The sequence below is a fragment of the Saccharomonospora sp. NPDC046836 genome, assembly GCF_040645195.1.
Taxonomy (GTDB): Bacteria; Actinomycetota; Actinomycetes; order Mycobacteriales; family Pseudonocardiaceae; genus Prauserella_A.
The window spans coordinates 68,803-85,042 of record NZ_JBEYXW010000004.1 but is presented as its reverse complement, the minus strand read 5'-3'; the positions used below and the strand labels follow the sequence as shown (position 1 = coordinate 85,042).

Genomic DNA, 16,240 nt, shown 5'->3' with positions numbered 1-16,240 from the left:
ACCAGAGGGGCCGGGTCGAGCAGCGTCGGTTACATGGCGTCATCAGCTGTGCGCAGACCGGGCGGCCGGCCGCAACGCGGGCCCGAGCGCGCCGACCTGGCAGGTGTGCGCGTTGCGCTGCCGCCGGTCGCGGCCGGACTGATCGATGACTACGCGCGGCATCTCCGGGCCGAGCGTGGACTGTCGGTACACACGGTGCGGGCCTACCTCGGTGACGTGGTGTCGCTGCTGGGTTTCCTGCACGGTGTCTGCGAGGCCGATGGGTCGGCGGTCCCAGCCGACTCGCAACCTGCTCCAGCCGCTGACTCGCGACCGGGTGCACCGGCCGCCTCGCAACCGAGTGCTCCAGCTGACTTGCAGCCGGATGCACCAGCTGGCTCGCAGCCGGGTGCTCCGGCCGCCGAGCGGCAGCCGGGTGCACTAGCTGGCTCGCAACTGGGTGCTCCGGCCGCCGAGCCGCAGCCGGGTGCTCCAGACGGCAAGGATGGCGGCCTGGAAGACCTGGACGTCGGTGTGCTCCGGGCCTGGCTCGCCGGGCAGCGTTCCGTTGGGCGCAGCCGCACGACACTGGCCCGCCGGGCTGCCGCGGCGCGGACCTTCACGGCGTGGGCCTTCCGTCGGGGCGAGCTGGCGACCGATCCCGGCGCCCGGCTGGTCGCCCCGCGCCCGCACCGGAAGCTGCCTGGGGTGCTGCGGACCGAGCAGGCCGGCGAGCTGATGCGTGCTGCTGGTTCCGGGGCAGCCGAGGAGGATCCGGTCGCGTTGCGTGACCATGCGATGCTCGAGCTGCTGTATGCGAGTGGTATTCGGGTTTCGGAACTGTGCGGGCTCGACCTGGACGACATCGAGTTCGACCGCCGCGTCGTCCGCGTACTGGGAAAGGGCAACAAGGAGAGGATGGTTCCGTTCGGACAGCCTGCCGAGCGCGCCCTGCGCCGGTGGATCGAAACGGGCCGCCCGAGCCTGGTCTCCGGATCGTCTGGCGCGGCTACGTTTCTCGGCGCCAGGGGAGGACGCATCGACCCCAGGACCGTGCGGCGGGTGGTGCATCAGGCCGTCGAGGCCGTCCCGGGTGCGGCGGACATGGGCCCGCACGGACTCCGTCACTCGGCGGCTACCCACCTGCTCGAGGGCGGGGCGGACCTTCGCAGCGTTCAGGAATTACTCGGTCACGCTACGCTTGCCACGACCCAGCTCTACACCCACGTGACCGTCGAACGGCTGAAGGCGATCCATGACCGAACCCACCCCCGTGCCCAATGACGCCGGTGGAGTTTCGGCACAGGCAGCGCACCCGGACGGTCGGCCTGCGCAGGACGGTGGCCCGGTGACCGCAGAGTCGCTCGACGCTGGAACCGACGCCGAGGCGACCATCCAGGCGCTGTGGCGCGAGTTCGCCTACTCCCCGAGCCAGCGGGTCCGCGACCGTCTGGTGCTGCACTACGCACCGCTGGTGAAGTACGTGGCAGGCCGGGTCGGCACGGGGCTGCCCACCCACGTCGATGTCGCCGACCTCATCCAGTCCGGCATCTTCGGTCTCGTCGACGCGATCGAGAAGTTCGAACCGGCACGCGGGTTGCGCTTCGAGACCTACGCCATGCAGCGGATCCGCGGCGCCATCCTCGACGACCTCCGCTCCCAGGACTGGGTGCCGAGGGTGGTCCGCAGCCGCGCCCGTGAGGTGGAGCGCGCGCTCGACCGGCTGGGCGCGCGCCTGCACCGCACCCCGACCGACGCCGAGCTGGCGAGCGAGCTGGGCATCACCATCGAGGAACTCCGCGAACTCTACGGTCAGCTGCGCCTGACCAGCGTCGTGGCGCTCGAAGACCTCGTGACCGCCGGCCGGGACAGCGGATCGCTCGTCGACTCGCTGGCCGACGACGATGCGGTCGACCCCGCCGCCGTTCTCGTGGACCGCGACAACCGCCGCCAGCTTGCCGAAGCGATCGCCCAGCTCACCGAGCGCGACCGGATCGTGGTGAGCCTCTACTACTTCGAACGGCTCACCCTGGCCGAGATCGGCAAGGTGCTCGGCGTGACCGAGTCGCGGGTCAGCCAGCTGCACACCCGCGCCGTGCTGCGGTTGCGAGCGAAGCTGGTCGAACAGGTCACGGTCTGAGCCGGTACTCGCGAGCACCGTCGGCTCCGCCATGCGGTGGCGCTTATGCGGTGTCTGGCGTCGTGATCGCCGGGCACGGGTTGGCATCACCGGGTCTTGGGTGGAACCTCCTTCCTTGGAACACTGCTGGGCGCGGCTGGGCCGTGGCGGCTAATGACGGTGCCTTCTGCCTCGGTGCGTCGCCGGGGCACGCTATCGTCGGCTCCTGGTGGAATTCCTTCCTTGGAGCGCATCCGGGCGGCGGATCGGCGGTGTCGGCTTATGGCGCTTCCATGTTGGTCGTCGCCGAGCCACGGGATCGGTTGTCACCCGGGCATGGGTGGGACCTCTCTCTCGGAGCACGCCGGGCAGGTCGGCGTCAGCCGGGTCATGATGGCGTCCGCGGGGCGTCGCCGGGGCGCGGATCGGTTGTCACCGGGTCTTGGGTGGGGCCCCTTCTCGGCGCAGGGGCGGATATGGGTTGGCGTGGGTCGGCGTCAGCCGGCATATGTACGGTGCTTCCTGGTGCGTCGCCGAGCCGTGCGGTCGGTTGTCATCGGGTCGCGGTTGAGCCTCTCTTTTCGGGGCACGGTCGGGTACCGCTCGGCGTCAGCCGGGTCATGACAGCGCCTGTGGGTTGCCGGGGCGCGGATCGGTTGTCACCAGCTCATGACGGCACCCCCTCCCATGGTTTGAGGCGCAGTGCCCCGTAGGTCACGACCAGGCGCAGCGGATCGAGGTACTCCTCGCCACGGCGCACTCCCCAGTGCAGGCATGCGGTGGCGGTGCATTCCGGATGACCGGCCACCACCGTCCCGATCGGCTGTCCCTGGCTGACCTGGTCGCCGGTCGCGAGCATCGGCTGTACCGGCTCGTACGTGGTGCGCAGGCCGCCGTCGTGCTCGACCGACATCACACCGCGCCCGGCGACATCGCCCGCGAACACCACGTACCCGGCCCCCGCCGCCAGTACCTGCTGCCCGTCACCCGCAGCCAGGTCCACGCCACGGTGACCAGGGCCGTAGGGCTGCTGCTCCGGTGCGTCGAACGGCCGCACGACCGACGGCGCGGGCGACAGTGGCCAGGCGAACCGGGGCTCGAGCACCGGCTGAGCGGCTGCCAATGTGGGCTGGGCGGCGGTGGCTGCGGGCAGAGGTATCCCCTTGGCAGCGGCGGGCACAGGCAGGGGCGCCGGCTGGGCCGCAGCTGACAGGGGCAGCAGCGCGAGGAGCACGGCCAGGAGGGCGGCGCTCGCTGCTCGTGTCCCTGGTGTCGGTGTGCAGGAGGTCATGTACCGAGCGTGACGGCAATCGAGGCGCTGTGGGGACGCGGAGCCAAATCTGTGGATAACTGGTGGCGATGTGGACAACTCGCGCCTTTGCGGGCCGCCGGTTCGAGTGGTGTCCCAGGGGCGGCGTACACTCTTGGGCGCAGTCTGTGCGGACACAGGCTGACTTCGCGTGCACGTGCGTGCTCCGCCCGAGAGATCGCTGAGCGGAGCGAACGGTGCCCGGCGGTCTCCGCGGTCACGATGTCACCAACGAGTCCGGTCGCCGGCACGGCACCAGGGCGGCTGGCCACCCGGCCCGCCGTGACAACCGGCCCCGCGTGCCGAGCACTGCCCGGCGCGCACAACACAGAAGAGGTGCGAATCCGGCCATGGCCGTCGTCACCATGAAGCAGCTGCTCGACTCCGGTGTGCACTTCGGGCACCAGACCCGGCGCTGGAACCCGAAGATGAAGCGCTACATCCTGACCGAGCGCAACGGCATCTACATCATCGACCTGCAGCAGACGCTGACCTACATCGACCGTGCGTTCGAGTTCGTCAAGGAGACGGTCGCGCACGGCGGCACGATCCTGTTCGTCGGCACCAAGAAGCAGGCGCAGGAAGCGATCGCCAACGAGGCGCTGCGCGTGGGCATGCCCTACGTCAACCAGCGCTGGCTCGGCGGCATGCTGACCAACTTCCAGACGGTGCACAAGCGCCTCCAGCGGCTCAAGGAGCTCGAGGCACAGGAGCAGACCGGTGGCTTCCAGGGCTTGACCAAGCGCGAGATCCTCACGCTGACCCGCGAGAAGGACAAGCTGGAGAAGACCCTCGGCGGTATCCGCGACATGTCGAAGGTGCCCAGCGCCGTGTGGGTCGTGGACACCAAGAAGGAGCACATCGCCGTCGGTGAGGCGCGCAAGCTCAACATCCCGGTCGTCGCGATCCTGGACACCAACTGCGACCCGGATGAGGTCGACTACCCGATCCCGGGCAACGACGACGCGATCCGCTCGGCCGCGCTCCTGACCAAGGTCGTCGCCGAGGCAGCCGCCGCCGGTCTGATGGCGCGTTCAGGCCGCAACGGCACCGCGCCTGCGGGCGAGGACAAGCCCGAGGTCGCCTCCGGTGAGCCACTGGCCGAGTGGGAGCAGGAGCTGCTCGCCGGCGCCGAGTCCGCCGAGCCGACCACCGCTTCCTGAACCACACACCGACCACCCTGCGCATACCGCGACAGAGAACGGATAACGCACGATGGCGAACTACACCGCGGCTGACGTCAAGCGTCTCCGCGAACTCACCGGCGCCGGCATGATGAACTGCAAGAAGGCGCTGGACGAGACCGACGGCGACTTCGACAAGGCCGTTGAGTTCCTGCGCATCAAGGGTGCCAAGGACGTCGGCAAGCGCGCCGAGCGCGCGACCGCCGAGGGCCTGGTCGCCGGCGATGGCGGCGTACTGGTCGAGCTGAACTCGGAAACCGACTTCGTTGCCAAGAACGAAGAGTTCCAGCAGCTCGCCGAGAAGGTCGTCGAGGCGGCCAAGACGCTGCGTACCGACGACGTCGAGCTGCTCAAGGCGGCCGAGGTCGACGGCAAGACCATCAACGCCCTCGTCCAGGAGCTGTCGGCCAAGATCGGCGAGAAGCTCGAGATCCGCCGGGTCGCGTCCTTCGACGGCCAGGTGTCGACGTACCTGCACCGTCGTGGCGCCGGCCTGCCGCCCGCGGTCGGCGTGCTCATCGAGTACACCGGCGACAACGCCGACGCTGCCCGCGCCGCGGCCCTGCAGGTCGCCGCGCTCAAGCCGAAGTACCTGACCCGCGACGAGGTTCCGGCGGAGCTCACTGACAACGAGCGCCGTATCGCCGAGCAGACCGCTCGCGAGGAAGGCAAGCCGGAGCAGGCGCTGCCGAAGATCATCGAGGGCAAGGTCAACGCGTTCTACAAGGACGTCGTGCTGCTCGAGCAGCCGTCGGTCACCGACAACAAGAAGAGCGTCAAGGCCCTGCTCGACGAGGCGGGTGTCACCGTGACCCGGTTCGCTCGTTTCGAGGTCGGCCAGCCTTAGTCGCGGACTGGCGTTTGTGCCCCGTCTCCCGCCAGTTCAGGAGGCGGGGCACAGTTATGAGACAGCCGCTGTGGCAAACGCAGCACCTGAACGGGCGGAGGCGACATGAACGAGGATGACACCGACGAAGCCACCGTGGGCTACCGGCGGGTGCTGCTCAAGCTGGGGGGCGAGATGTTCGGCGGTGGGTCCGTCGGCGTCGACCCGGACGTCGTGCATTCGGTCGCCGTGCAGATCGCCGACGTCGTGCGCACGGGGGCGCAAATGGCCATCGTCATCGGTGGCGGCAACTACTTCCGCGGCGCTGAGCTCTCCCAGCGTGGTATGGACCGCGACCGGGCCGACTACATGGCCATGCTCGGTACCGTGATGAACTCCCTGGCGCTGCAGGACTTCCTGGAGAAGGAAGGCGTGCCGACCAGGGTGCAGACCGCGATCACGATGGGCCAGGTGGCCGAGCCCTACATACCACGGCGCGCCGAGCGGCATCTGGAGAAGGGCCGCGTCGTGATCTTCGGTGCAGGCACTGGAATGCCCTACTTCTCCACCGACACCGCAGCCGCCCAGCGCGCGCTGGAGATCGGCTGCGAGGTCGTGCTGATGGCCAAGGCCGTCGACGGGGTCTACACGGCTGACCCGAAGAACGATCCCAGCGCCAAACTCTTCGACGAGATCACGCATCGTGAGGTGCTAGAGCGGGATCTCAGGGTCGCCGATGCCACCGCGTTCAGCCTGTGCATGGACAACAACATGCCGATCATCGTGTTCAACCTCCTCACCGAGGGCAACATTGCTCGCGCGGTGAGTGGTGAGAGGATCGGCACATTGGTCAGTACACCAACACACCTGGAGCAGTCGTGATCGACGAGACACTCTTCGATGCCGAGGAGAAGATGGAAAAGGCGGTGTCCGTCGCCAAGGAAGATCTGTCGTCGGTACGTACGGGCAGGGCTACGCCGGCAATGTTCTCGCGGATCGTCGTCGAGTACTACGGTGCCCCGACCCCGATGAACCAGCTGGCCAGCGTGAACATTCCTGAGGCGCGGATGGCCATCGTCAAGCCCTACGACGCCACGCAGCTCGGCGCCATCGAGAAGGCGATCCGGGACTCCGACCTGGGTGTGAACCCGAGCAACGACGGGACCGTCATCCGGATCGTCATCCCGCAGCTGACCGAGGAACGCCGCAAGGAGATGGTGAAGGTCGCCAAGTCCAAGGGCGAGGACGCCCGCATCTCCATCCGCAGCGTGCGCCGCAAGGCGAAGGAAGAGCTCGACCGCATCTCCAAGGACGGCGAGGCGGGGGAGGACGACGTCGCCAGGGCGGAGAAGGAGCTGCAGCACCTCACCGACAAGTACGTCCACCAAGTTGATGAGCTCGTCAAGCACAAGGAAGCCGAGCTCCTCGAGGTCTGATGACAAAGGTGAGCGAGCACCAGGACGAACGCGAGGGCGCGACCGAGCCTGGGCGGTCCCCCGAACCGGCGAAGAAGGCCTCGCGGGCCGGTCGGAACCTGCCCGCGGCCATCGCCGTCGGCGTGGCATTGGGTGCGGCGATCCTGGTGTCGCTCTTCACGATCCGGTACCTGTTCATCGGTATCGTCGCCGCGGCGATCGCGGTGGGTACGGTGGAACTGGCCACCGCGTTCCGCAGGTCCGCCGGTGTCCGCATCGCACTGGTGCCCGTACTGGTCGGCGGCCAGGCGATGATCTGGCTCGCCTGGCCGTTCGGCATGGAAGGTGCGCTGACGGCCTTCGTGCTGACCGTGCTGGTGTGCCTGGTGTGGCGGCTACCGGGCGGTGCCGACGGGTACCTGCGCGATGTGGGCGCGTCGGTGTTCGCCGCCGCGTACCTCCCGTTGTTCGCGTCGTTCGCGGCAATGCTCGTCCCGCCCGCCGACGGTGTCGGCCGGGTGCTGTCGTTCATGATCGTGGTGGTCGCTTCGGACACCGGTGGTTACGCGGCCGGTGTCCTGCGCGGGCGGCATCCGATGGCACCCTCGATCAGCCCGAAGAAGACCTGGGAGGGCTTCGGCGGTTCGCTCGCGGCCGGCATCGCCGCGGGTGCGCTGTCACTGGTGTTCCTGCTGGACGGTATGGCCTGGCAGGGTGTGCTCTTCGGTGCGGCCATCGTGCTCACGGCGACGCTCGGTGACCTGATGGAGTCGCTGATCAAGCGCGATCTCGGCATCAAGGACATGGGCAACATACTCCCCGGTCATGGGGGACTGATGGACCGGCTGGACTCGCTGCTGCCCTCGGCGGTCGTGTCCTGGCTGCTGCTCAGCGCGTTCGTGGCGCCGTGAGTGGGCCACTCAGTGGGACGAAGCGCTTGAGCTTGCCCGTTGCGGCGTGGCGCGGGATTCGGCCGACGACCCGCACGTTGATCTCGGGCTGCGAAAGTCCGTAGGGCCGCAGCGAGGAGACCAGCGCCGCAGCCACCGCAGACACGTCCGGTACGCCGACGACGAGCACGTCCGCCCCAGCCGCGGTCTGGTGGACCTGGTATTCCGAGATCAGCGGGTCGGTCCCCAGCACGTGCCGGAACGCGCTGGCCGGGACCGTGCGCCGGCCGTAGCGGAAGTCGTCGTCGCGCCGGCCGGCGATGTCGGCGACGCGCACCATCGCACTGCCGCACGCGCAGCGCCCGGGCAGCAGCGTGACCTCGTCGCCGAGGTCATAGCGGATGAACGGAAACGTGCGCCCGGCCAGCCCGGTCGCCAGCGTGCGCGCGGCAGGCTCGTCAGGGCCGACCGGGCGCCCGGCGGGATCCACCCGCTCGAGGATCACTTCGTCCTCGCAGACGTGGAGACCGTCGCCGTGGCCGCAGCCGACCGCCTGGACGCCGATCTCGGTCGAGCCCCACAGGTTGTGGACGGGCGCACCCCAGGCGGTGTCGATCGCCTCGCGGTCCTCGTCGGCGAGCGGCTCGGAGTTGGTGCTGACCCGGACCGGCCGGATGTCGAGTGCACCCCCGATCGCGGCGCGGGCGAGGGCCCCGATCACCGAGGCGTAGCCGACGAGATGTGTGGGCCGTGCTTCGGCCACCGCCTGCAGCACCCGGTCGAACGGCGCCGCCGCCGGGATCACGACGGTCGCCGTCGACGGCCCGGTCGCGATGTCGAACAACGGCGTACTCGCGTGTGGCGGCTCGCCGGCCTCCAGCACGGCCAGTTGCACCGGGCGCTGGGCAGATCCGGACGCGCGCTCGGCACGCACCTGCCACCGCCAGGCGAGGCAGGCGAGCGTGACGAACTGCTCCCAGTCCCACACGTACACACCGCGCACGCCGCTGGAGCCGCCCGAGCTGAACACCTGGTGCCCCGCAGGCGTGTAGGAGAACCAGCGCTGCTCGGCCAGCACCCGCTCGGCGCCGATGCGGTCGATGCCGGGCGCGGTAACGATCCTGTCCCAATCGTACTGGGCCTCCTGCTTGACCATGACCGGCAGCCGCGCGAGGTCGTCGACGGTCGCCGTGGCCGGATCGACGTCGGCCATCCTGGCCGCATGGAACGGCGAGCGCTCGCGCGCGAATCCCAGCAACGACCGGAGCCGTTCGGTCTGGTAGCGCTCGATCCGATCGCGCGGCCACGCAAGCCGGGCGACGTGGTCCTCCAGCGCGGCCCGCACCGCACTCAGGTGCGCGGCGCGCAGACGCTCATAGGCCGCCTTCCGGTCCCCGGGGGGCATGCACACAGTGTGCGCGCGTCGGCCCCGTTCTGCCGGTTGCCTGCGCAGTGCACGCTGCTTCGCGGCCCGGTGAAACACGGCTCAGTCGTCGTAGGGATCGTCGACCTCGGCGCGCCCGGCGCCTGTGTCGACCGGCCGCGAGTGGTCCACGATGGAGAACACCGAGCCGCCGGGGTCGGCGAGTACGGCGGTCCTGCCGAACGGGGTGTCGAACGGCGGGGTCACCACGCTGCCACCGAACATGATCGCCTGCCCGGCCATGGCGTCGGCGCCGCGCATCGGATCGGCGTCGAAGTAGACCATCCAATGTGGAGGGATACTCGCCCGGTACTCGGCGTCCAGCACGTACCGGTAGAGCACGGGCTGGTGGCCGAGCCGCCATTCCGCGTAGTCGATGCCGTCCCCGCCGATCTGCTGACTGGTGAAGTCGAAGAGCCTGCAGTAGAAGTGGTCGGCGCCGGCACCGTCGTGGGTGTTGAGGTCCGCGCCGCTGAACGTACCCGGGAACGAGGTCGCGAACGCCCAGTCGGCCGGTGGTTGCCAGAACACCACGGGAGCCCCGCTGGGGTCGACGGCGTGCAGGATGCTCCCGCGGTCGGGGATACCAACGGGGCCGAGTGTGACCGTGCCGCCGAGCCGCTGGACCCATTCCGCAGTGCTCGCGGTGCTGGTCACCGACAGCTGCACGATCCAGCCTGTCGGCTGGTCGCGCGCGGTCTGGTACAGACCGGCGACCTCGCTGTCGAGCAGCGACGCGATCGAGTAGCGCCGGTTGAGCGTTGCCGGATCGCGCTTGACGACGAACTCCCAGCCGAAAAGCTTCTTGTAGAACTCGCGAGCGGCGGCCTCGTCGGCCGACGCGAGCTCCACCCAGCACGGGACGCCCGCCGGGAACAGTGCAGGCGGGACGGACATACCGACAGACATGGCCAAGACCCCCTCGGTGACGAACCCCACGTGATGTGCGCGGCGATGATCTTACGCCGTCGGCGCTCACGGATAACCTTGTCGCCGTGAAACGGTTCGTACGCAAGGTGGAAATCGTCCCCAGCCCCAATATCTGGTACTACACCGAGGCGTACGAGCTGGAGAACCGGGCGCAGGACGTCGATGGCGAGATCTGGCGGGTGCTCGCGCAGCAGTTGTCGTGGGCAGGACGGGATGTCGTCGACGTCGGCTGCGGCGACGGGTTTCACCTCATGAGGTTCGCCGGCACAGCTCGCTCGGTGCTCGGTGTCGAGCCGCATCCGCCGCTGGTACGGCGGGCTCAGCGCAGGGTCGCCGACAGTGCCAACGTCGTGGTCCGCAGAGGAACCGCCCAGCGCCTGCCTCTCGTGGACGCCAGCGTGGACGTGGTGCATGCGCGGACGGCGTACTTCTTCGGCCCCGGTTGCGAACCGGGTCTGCGGGAGGCGGAGCGGGTGCTACGTCCTGGTGGCACCATCGTGATCGTCGATCTCGATACCCGGCACGGCCCGTACGGCGAGTGGATGCTCGACGACCTCCCACACTACGAACCGGACAAAGTGGACCAATTCTTCGCGGACGCCGGGTTCTCTTGCAGGCGGGTGGAAACGCGCTGGCAGTTCGCCGACCGCGCCACCATGGAAGCCGTGTTGCGCATCGAGTTCAGCCCCCGGCTGGCCGCGCGGGCCATTGCCGAGACGTTGCAGCTCAATGCCGGGCGGGACGCGGATCTGGTGTTGCCGGTGGGCTACCGCGTTCTGGTGCGCGACAAGCCCACCGGCCTGGTTCACTCATCCTCGGCGGCGGTCTCGCCCAGGATGCCGTAGAGCGTGCGGCGCGTCTCGTTGAGCGCTTCCACGGCCCTTTCCTTCTGCGCGCTCGTGCCGACATGCGACACCTGGTGCATCGCACCCATCAGCGCGCCGGCGGCGTCCCGGAGTTTGACCTCGCTGGGGTCGGCGTGGTGGGCGAAGTGCTCCCACGGTGGCGTGCCATCCAGCTTCTCCGCCGCGGCACGGCCTTCTTCAGTGAGTTCGAACAGGCGCTTGCCGCCCTCCTCGCTGCTGCGCACCAGACCTTCATCGGCCAGTAGTTGCAGCGTGGGATACACCGAGCCGGGGCTCGGCCGCCAGAAGCCGCCGCTGCGCTCGCCGATCTCGCCGATGATCTCGTAGCCGTGCCGTGGTTGCTCGGCCAGTAGCGCCAGGATCGCGGTGCGCACGTCGCCCCTGCGTCCCCGCCGGCCTGGACCGCCCGGCCTCGGCATGGGGCGTCCCCGTCGGCCGGGTCCCCAGCCGGGCGGGAACCCGCCGAAGGCCGCGCGCGGCCCGAACGCCTGCCTGCCGAACTCACTCGCAAACGGTTGTCTCATGATCGGATCCTTTCTCGAACTATTCCGACACGTTCACGATATATCGGAAACAGTCGGCGGGCAAGGTCTGCGGTCATGGGACAATGGACAGCGCTATGACTGCCCTCCCCCTTGTTTTCGATGCGCCCCGCCGTGGCCTGCCCCGGCGGCACCTCGCCGACATGGCCACCGCCGAGCGTGCGGAGGCCGTCGTCGCGCTGGGCGAGAAGCCGTTTCGTGCCAAGCAGCTCTCGAATCACTACTTCTCCCGGCTGACCGTCGACCCGGACGAGATGACCGACATTCCGGCGGCGTCGCGGCAGCGGCTGGTCGATGAGCTCATGCCCGCGCTGCTCACCGAGGTACGCGCTGTTGCCTGCGATGACGGCAGCACGCGCAAGACGCTGTGGCGCGCGCACGACGGGACCCTGCTGGAGAGCGTCCTGATGCGCTACCCGGACCGGGCGACGCTGTGCATCTCCAGCCAGGCGGGCTGTGGGATGGCCTGCCCGTTCTGCGCCACCGGTCAGGGCGGGCTCGACCGCAACCTGTCGACCGCCGAGATCGTCGACCAGGTGCGGGCCGCGGCGGCGGTCATGCGCGATGGGCTGATGCCCGATGCCGACGGCGCCCCGAGTCCTGGCCGGCTGTCCAACATCGTGTTCATGGGCATGGGGGAGCCGCTCGCGAACTACAACCGGGTGCTGGCCGCGGTGCGGCGGATCACCGATCCGGCGCCCGCGGGGCTGGGCATCTCCCAGCGCTCGGTGACCGTGTCGACCGTCGGCCTCGCTCCGGCGATCCGCAAGCTGGCGGACGAGAAGTTGCAGGTCCGGCTGGCGGTGTCACTGCACACGCCGGACGACGAGCTGCGGGACACGCTCGTGCCGGTCAACAACCGGTGGCCGGTGGCGGAGGTGCTGCGGGCCGCGCGGTACTACGCCGACTCGACGGGCCGCCGGGTCTCGATCGAGTACGCGCTCATCCGGGACGTCAACGACCAGCCATGGCGGGCGGATCTGCTGGCGAAGCTGCTGCGGGAGCACCTGGGGCAGCTGGTGCACGTCAACGTCATCCCGCTGAACCCGACGCCGGGCAGCAAGTGGGATGCCAGCCCCAAGCCGGTGGAACGGGAGTTCGTCCGCCGGGTCAACGCCGGGGGAGTAGCGTGCACCGTCCGCGACACGCGCGGCCAGGAGATCGCCGCAGCCTGTGGGCAGCTCGCCGCGGAGGGCTGACGGAGCCCTGGCAGGTGCAGCTGAGGATGTGCCACAATTGTGGCTATGAGTGTCGAGCCGTTGCGCGCAGTGCGTGACCACCTGTCGGAGTTCGTCGACCGGGCGGAGCGCGAGCATGAGCGCGTGGTGGTCACCCGTAATGGGCGGCCTGCAGCGGTGCTGATCGGATACGAGGACTTGGCAGCGCTGGAGGAGACGCTGGAAATCCTCAGCGACTCGGAGATGATGGCAGGCATCCGGGAAAGTCGTGGCGAAGTCGACCGCGGCGATGTCGTCCGTGGGGTGGACGCGATCCGCGCCCTGCGGCTGCGGTCGTGATCGAACGCTACGATCTTGAACTTGCGGCCAGCGCTGCTCGGGTCATCCAGCACAAGCTTCCGGAAGGCGTTGCCGCCGCCGTCATCGAGTTCATAACCGGCACTCTGTTGGACAATCCCCACCGCGTGGGCAAGGCGCTCCGGTACGAATTGGACGGTATCTATTCGGCACGACGCGGAGCCTTTCGCGTCCTCTACGAGATCGACGACGCGCGCCGAAAGGTCGTCGTGCTGCGCGTCGATCATCGGGCCGATGTCTATCGTCCTCGTTGAGCGGTCCGGATCGGCATGCTCGCGGCTGGAGGCATCCAGCGGCCAGGTGACCACCAATCCGGCGGCCAAGTGACCACTGAGCTAGCGGCCAGGTGCCCACATTCGATCGGGTTTCCTGCATACTCGGATGTATGGCTGTGTCCCGCGAGCTGGTACCGCGTCGAGCGGAATCCCTGGTCAGTGAAGCATTGGCGGACACGCGGGTCGTTCTCGTCAATGGTGCCCGACAGGCTGGCAAGAGCACTCTGACACGGTTGGCGGTAGGGCGGGCAAACGATGCCGTCATTCGCCTCCTCGACGACCCGGCCACCTTGCAGGCAGCCCGGGAGGACCCGACTGGTTTCGTCGAGCACGACGGGCTGATGGTGATCGACGAGATTCAGTTGGCTCCTGCGCTGCTCCGTCCGATCAAGGTAGTCGTGGATTTGGACCCGGCACCTGGCCGGTTTCTGCTCACAGGCTCCTCGCGCGTTCTCGCGCTGCGCACCCTTCCGGATGCGCTTCCCGGGCGGATGGAGATCATCGAACTGTGGCCGTTCTCGCAAGGGGAGATCCACGGTGCCACAGACGGCTTCGTCGATGCCGCATTCGCACATGGTCCGCGAATCCAACACTCCTCGACATTGCGGCGGCGAGACTATCTGGAGCGGATCGTGATCGGAGGCTTTCCCGAGGCCGTGCGGCGTACCCCACGTCGCCGCGCCGCATTCTTCGATTCGTACCTGTCCACCCTCATTGAGCGTGACGTACTCGAAGTCGCCAACATCGAGCGCCGTGGCGAGCTGCTGAAACTGCTCGGGTTGCTGGCGGGACGGGCAGGCGGGCTGTTGGTGCCGGGCACGTTGGCCGGGCAGTCGGGGATTCCCAGGACCACTCTCATGCGATATCTGGAGTTGCTGTCCGCGGTCTTCCTCATCAAGACCATTCCAGCATGGTCGTCAGGACAGACCCAGCGCGTTGTGCGGACGCCCAAGCTCGCCTTCGTCGATTCCGGGGTTGCTTGTCATCTGCTCGGCCAGGACCCCAACCGACTGGCGGAGCCAGGTGGTGCGGCGGGAGCGATGATGGAGAACTTCGTCGCCATGGAACTCGCGCGGCAGCTGACGTGGTCCGAGGAACGAGGCCGGCTGTATCACTACCGGACCAAGGACAAGCTCGAGGTCGACGCGGTGATCGAGACGCCCGATGGCCGGGTGGTCGGCATCGAAGTGAAGTCGGGTGCGACCGTGCGCAGTGAAGACCTGGCGGGGCTGAGAAACCTTGAGAAGCACGTCGGCGATCGTTTTGTCGCGGGTTACGTGCTCTACACAGGACAGCAGACCCTGCCGTTCGGCGAGAAGTTTCGAGCGGTGCCTCTGGACGCGCTGTGGCGGCTCAGCCCCTGATGCCCGGAGAAGTCCCCAGGCGTCAGCGGCGCCAGGCGGCGCGCCTGCGGCGGATGTCGAGGATGAGGCCGAACGCCACAAGGATGGCCGTGCCGACCAGCCAGACGTTCTCGGTGTTGTTCTCGTGGTTGCCGATCAGCATGATCAGCAGCGCGAAGACCGTGAACCAGCCCGCCGCGCGGGTGGCCCTCGGGAAGCCGCCGTGCCAGCCCCACTCCGCCGACGGCTCGTCGCGGGGGTCGACCTCGGTACCGCTGCGCTTCTCGATCGCCTTGCCTGCCACGATCACTCCTCACCTGCGCCTGACATGCACTCCGATAATCCCACATGCCTGCTGCCCGCTCACCGGGGCCGTCGGCGAGAATGGGCACCGATGACTGAATCACCACGTAGCGTGCTCGTCCTCGGGTCGACGGGATCGATCGGGACGCAGGCGCTCGACGTCGCGAGCCGCAACCCCGGCCTGTTCCGCATCGCCGGGCTCGCCGCGGGCGGCTCGGATCCGCTGGCGCTGGCCGCGCAAGCGCTCGCGCACGGCGTCGAGGCGGTCGCCATCAGCAAGCCGACTGCCGTCGAGGACCTGCAGCTCGCGCTGTACACCGAGGCGCAGCGGCGCGGCTACGCGCGGGGGGAGTTCCGGCTCCCGCGCATCTTCGCCGGTGCCGACGCGGTGGTGGAGCTGATCAGCGCCGTGCCGGTGGACGTGGTGCTCAACGGCCTGCCCGGCTCGCAGGGGCTCGCGCCGACGCTGCGTGCTCTCGACACGGGCGCGACGCTCGCCCTGGCCAACAAGGAGTCGCTGATCGCGGGTGGCCCGCTGGTCCTCGGCGCCGCGAAACCCGGCCGGCTCGTACCCGTCGACTCCGAGCACTCCGCGCTTGCGCAGGCCCTGCGGGGCGGGCGCGCCGAGGAGGTCGACCGGCTGGTTCTCACGGCCTCCGGCGGGCCGTTTCGCGGGCGGACCCGCGCGCAGCTGGCCGACGTGACAGTCGACGACGCGCTCGCGCACCCCACCTGGTCCATGGGACCGCTGGTCACGGTCAACTCCGCGACGATGGTCAACAAGGGACTCGAGCTGATCGAGGCCCACCTGCTGTTCGGCATCCCGTGTGACCGCATCGACGTCGTGGTGCATCCGCAGTCGATCGTGCACTCGATGGTGACCTTCGTCGACGGCTCCACGCTCGCGCAGGCCAGCCCGCCCGACATGCGGCTGCCGATCGCGCTGGCCCTGCACTGGCCGCATCGCGTGCCCGGCGCGGCACCGGCGTGCCGCTGGGACACCGCCTCGGCCTGGACGTTCGAACCGCTGGACAACGAGGCGTTCCCCGCCGTCGAGCTCGCCCGGCACGTCGGCACCGAGGGCGGCTGCCTGCCGGCCGTGTTCAACGCGGCCAACGAGCAGTTGGTCTCCGCCTTCCTGGCGCAGAACGCCAGCTTCACGTCCATCGTGGACACTGTGCAGAGGGTCGTCGAGGCGGCCGACCAGTGGCGCCGGGTACCCCGCGACGTCGAGGATGTGTTCGCCGCGGAACGATGGGCACGCCAGCGTGCTCTGGAAATCAGTACGGGAGGGAAGTAGC

The 16,240-nt window shown here is 68.8% G+C and carries 18 protein-coding genes; 13 read left to right on the top strand and 5 right to left on the bottom strand.

The features are described 5' to 3' along the window. Positions 1-33: 33 nt before the first annotated feature. Together ABZ863_RS07085 and ABZ863_RS07080 are read left to right on the top strand one after the other, a co-directional pair. Complete coding sequence (locus tag ABZ863_RS07085) at positions 34-1,263, top strand: tyrosine-type recombinase/integrase (RefSeq protein WP_358531956.1); 1,230 nt, start codon at positions 34-36, stop codon at positions 1,261-1,263. Further along, the gene (locus ABZ863_RS07080; RefSeq protein ID WP_358531954.1) at positions 1,235-2,119 is read left to right on the top strand and encodes a FliA/WhiG family RNA polymerase sigma factor; all 885 of its coding nucleotides are present in this window, start codon (positions 1,235-1,237) and stop codon (positions 2,117-2,119) included. The genes ABZ863_RS07085 and ABZ863_RS07080 overlap by 29 nt, the downstream gene beginning before the upstream one ends. 646 nt (positions 2,120-2,765) lie before the next feature. Here ABZ863_RS07080 and ABZ863_RS07075 read toward each other — a convergent pair. Next, complete coding sequence (locus ABZ863_RS07075) at positions 2,766-3,389, bottom strand: M23 family metallopeptidase (RefSeq protein WP_358531952.1); 624 nt, start codon at positions 3,387-3,389, stop codon at positions 2,766-2,768. A 368-nt stretch (positions 3,390-3,757) separates the two neighbouring features. Here ABZ863_RS07075 and rpsB point away from each other — a divergent pair, with 368 nt between their 5' ends. The 5 genes from rpsB to ABZ863_RS07050 all read left to right on the top strand — a co-directional run bounded on the left by rpsB (position 3,758) and on the right by ABZ863_RS07050 (position 7,743). Beyond that, positions 3,758-4,570: a 30S ribosomal protein S2 gene (rpsB, locus tag ABZ863_RS07070; protein ID WP_358531950.1), complete on the top strand. Its 813-nt coding sequence runs from the start codon at positions 3,758-3,760 to the stop codon at positions 4,568-4,570. Positions 4,571-4,622: 52 nt separating this feature from the next. Then, positions 4,623-5,438, top strand: a complete 816-nt coding sequence (tsf, locus tag ABZ863_RS07065; RefSeq protein ID WP_358531949.1) for a translation elongation factor Ts — start codon at positions 4,623-4,625, stop codon at positions 5,436-5,438. Positions 5,439-5,543: 105 nt separating this feature from the next. Next, complete coding sequence (gene pyrH, locus ABZ863_RS07060; protein ID WP_358531947.1) at positions 5,544-6,299, top strand: UMP kinase; 756 nt, start codon at positions 5,544-5,546, stop codon at positions 6,297-6,299. Then, entirely contained in the window at positions 6,296-6,853 is a 558-nt protein-coding gene (gene frr / locus ABZ863_RS07055) for a ribosome recycling factor (protein ID WP_358531945.1), read from the top strand. The genes pyrH and frr overlap by 4 nt, the downstream gene beginning before the upstream one ends. Next, positions 6,853-7,743, top strand: coding sequence for a phosphatidate cytidylyltransferase (locus ABZ863_RS07050; protein WP_358531944.1), 891 nt, complete (start codon positions 6,853-6,855; stop codon positions 7,741-7,743). The genes frr and ABZ863_RS07050 overlap by 1 nt, the downstream gene beginning before the upstream one ends. On the opposite strand, the gene ABZ863_RS07045 is transcribed toward ABZ863_RS07050, so the two are convergent. Then, a complete protein-coding gene (locus tag ABZ863_RS07045; protein ID WP_358531942.1) occupies positions 7,721-9,127 on the bottom strand; it encodes a phenylacetate--CoA ligase family protein in 1,407 nt (468 codons plus the stop codon). The two genes, ABZ863_RS07050 and ABZ863_RS07045, sit on opposite strands and share 23 nt — an antisense overlap. Before the next feature lie 81 nt (positions 9,128-9,208). Next, on the bottom strand, positions 9,209-10,054 hold the full coding sequence (locus ABZ863_RS07040) for a VOC family protein (RefSeq protein WP_358531941.1): 846 nt from the start codon (positions 10,052-10,054) through the stop codon (positions 9,209-9,211). 86 nt (positions 10,055-10,140) lie between these two features. On the opposite strand from ABZ863_RS07040, the gene ABZ863_RS07035 reads away from it, so the two are divergent. Beyond that, positions 10,141-10,920, top strand: coding sequence for a class I SAM-dependent methyltransferase (locus ABZ863_RS07035; protein ID WP_358531939.1), 780 nt, complete (start codon positions 10,141-10,143; stop codon positions 10,918-10,920). On the opposite strand, the gene ABZ863_RS07030 is transcribed toward ABZ863_RS07035, so the two are convergent. Beyond that, the gene (locus tag ABZ863_RS07030; protein WP_358531938.1) at positions 10,881-11,465 is read right to left on the bottom strand and encodes a PadR family transcriptional regulator; all 585 of its coding nucleotides are present in this window, start codon (positions 11,463-11,465) and stop codon (positions 10,881-10,883) included. The two genes, ABZ863_RS07035 and ABZ863_RS07030, sit on opposite strands and share 40 nt — an antisense overlap. A 95-nt stretch (positions 11,466-11,560) precedes the next feature. On the opposite strand from ABZ863_RS07030, the gene rlmN reads away from it, so the two are divergent. The 4 genes from rlmN (at position 11,561) to ABZ863_RS07010 (ending at position 14,657) form a co-directional block, all read left to right on the top strand. Then, positions 11,561-12,682 carry a 23S rRNA (adenine(2503)-C(2))-methyltransferase RlmN gene (gene rlmN, locus ABZ863_RS07025; RefSeq protein ID WP_358531936.1) on the top strand — a complete coding sequence of 374 codons (1,122 nt, stop codon included), beginning with the start codon at positions 11,561-11,563 and terminating at the stop codon, positions 12,680-12,682. Positions 12,683-12,727: 45 nt separating this feature from the next. Next, positions 12,728-13,000 (top strand): type II toxin-antitoxin system Phd/YefM family antitoxin, encoded by a 273-nt coding sequence (locus ABZ863_RS07020; RefSeq protein ID WP_358531934.1) that lies wholly within the window; start codon positions 12,728-12,730, stop codon positions 12,998-13,000. Continuing rightward, positions 12,997-13,272 (top strand): type II toxin-antitoxin system RelE/ParE family toxin, encoded by a 276-nt coding sequence (locus tag ABZ863_RS07015; protein WP_358531932.1) that lies wholly within the window; start codon positions 12,997-12,999, stop codon positions 13,270-13,272. Before ABZ863_RS07020 ends, ABZ863_RS07015 begins: the two co-directional genes overlap by 4 nt. 131 nt (positions 13,273-13,403) lie before the next feature. Then, the gene (locus ABZ863_RS07010; RefSeq protein ID WP_358531930.1) at positions 13,404-14,657 is read left to right on the top strand and encodes an ATP-binding protein; all 1,254 of its coding nucleotides are present in this window, start codon (positions 13,404-13,406) and stop codon (positions 14,655-14,657) included. 22 nt (positions 14,658-14,679) lie between these two features. Here ABZ863_RS07010 and ABZ863_RS07005 read toward each other — a convergent pair whose 3' ends face one another. Further along, positions 14,680-14,940 carry a DUF2631 domain-containing protein gene (locus ABZ863_RS07005; RefSeq protein ID WP_358531928.1) on the bottom strand — a complete coding sequence of 87 codons (261 nt, stop codon included), beginning with the start codon at positions 14,938-14,940 and terminating at the stop codon, positions 14,680-14,682. 90 nt (positions 14,941-15,030) lie between these two features. Between ABZ863_RS07005 and dxr the strand changes: the two genes are divergently transcribed. Beyond that, on the top strand, positions 15,031-16,239 hold the full coding sequence (gene dxr, locus ABZ863_RS07000) for a 1-deoxy-D-xylulose-5-phosphate reductoisomerase (protein ID WP_358531926.1): 1,209 nt from the start codon (positions 15,031-15,033) through the stop codon (positions 16,237-16,239). Position 16,240 lies beyond the last annotated feature (1 nt).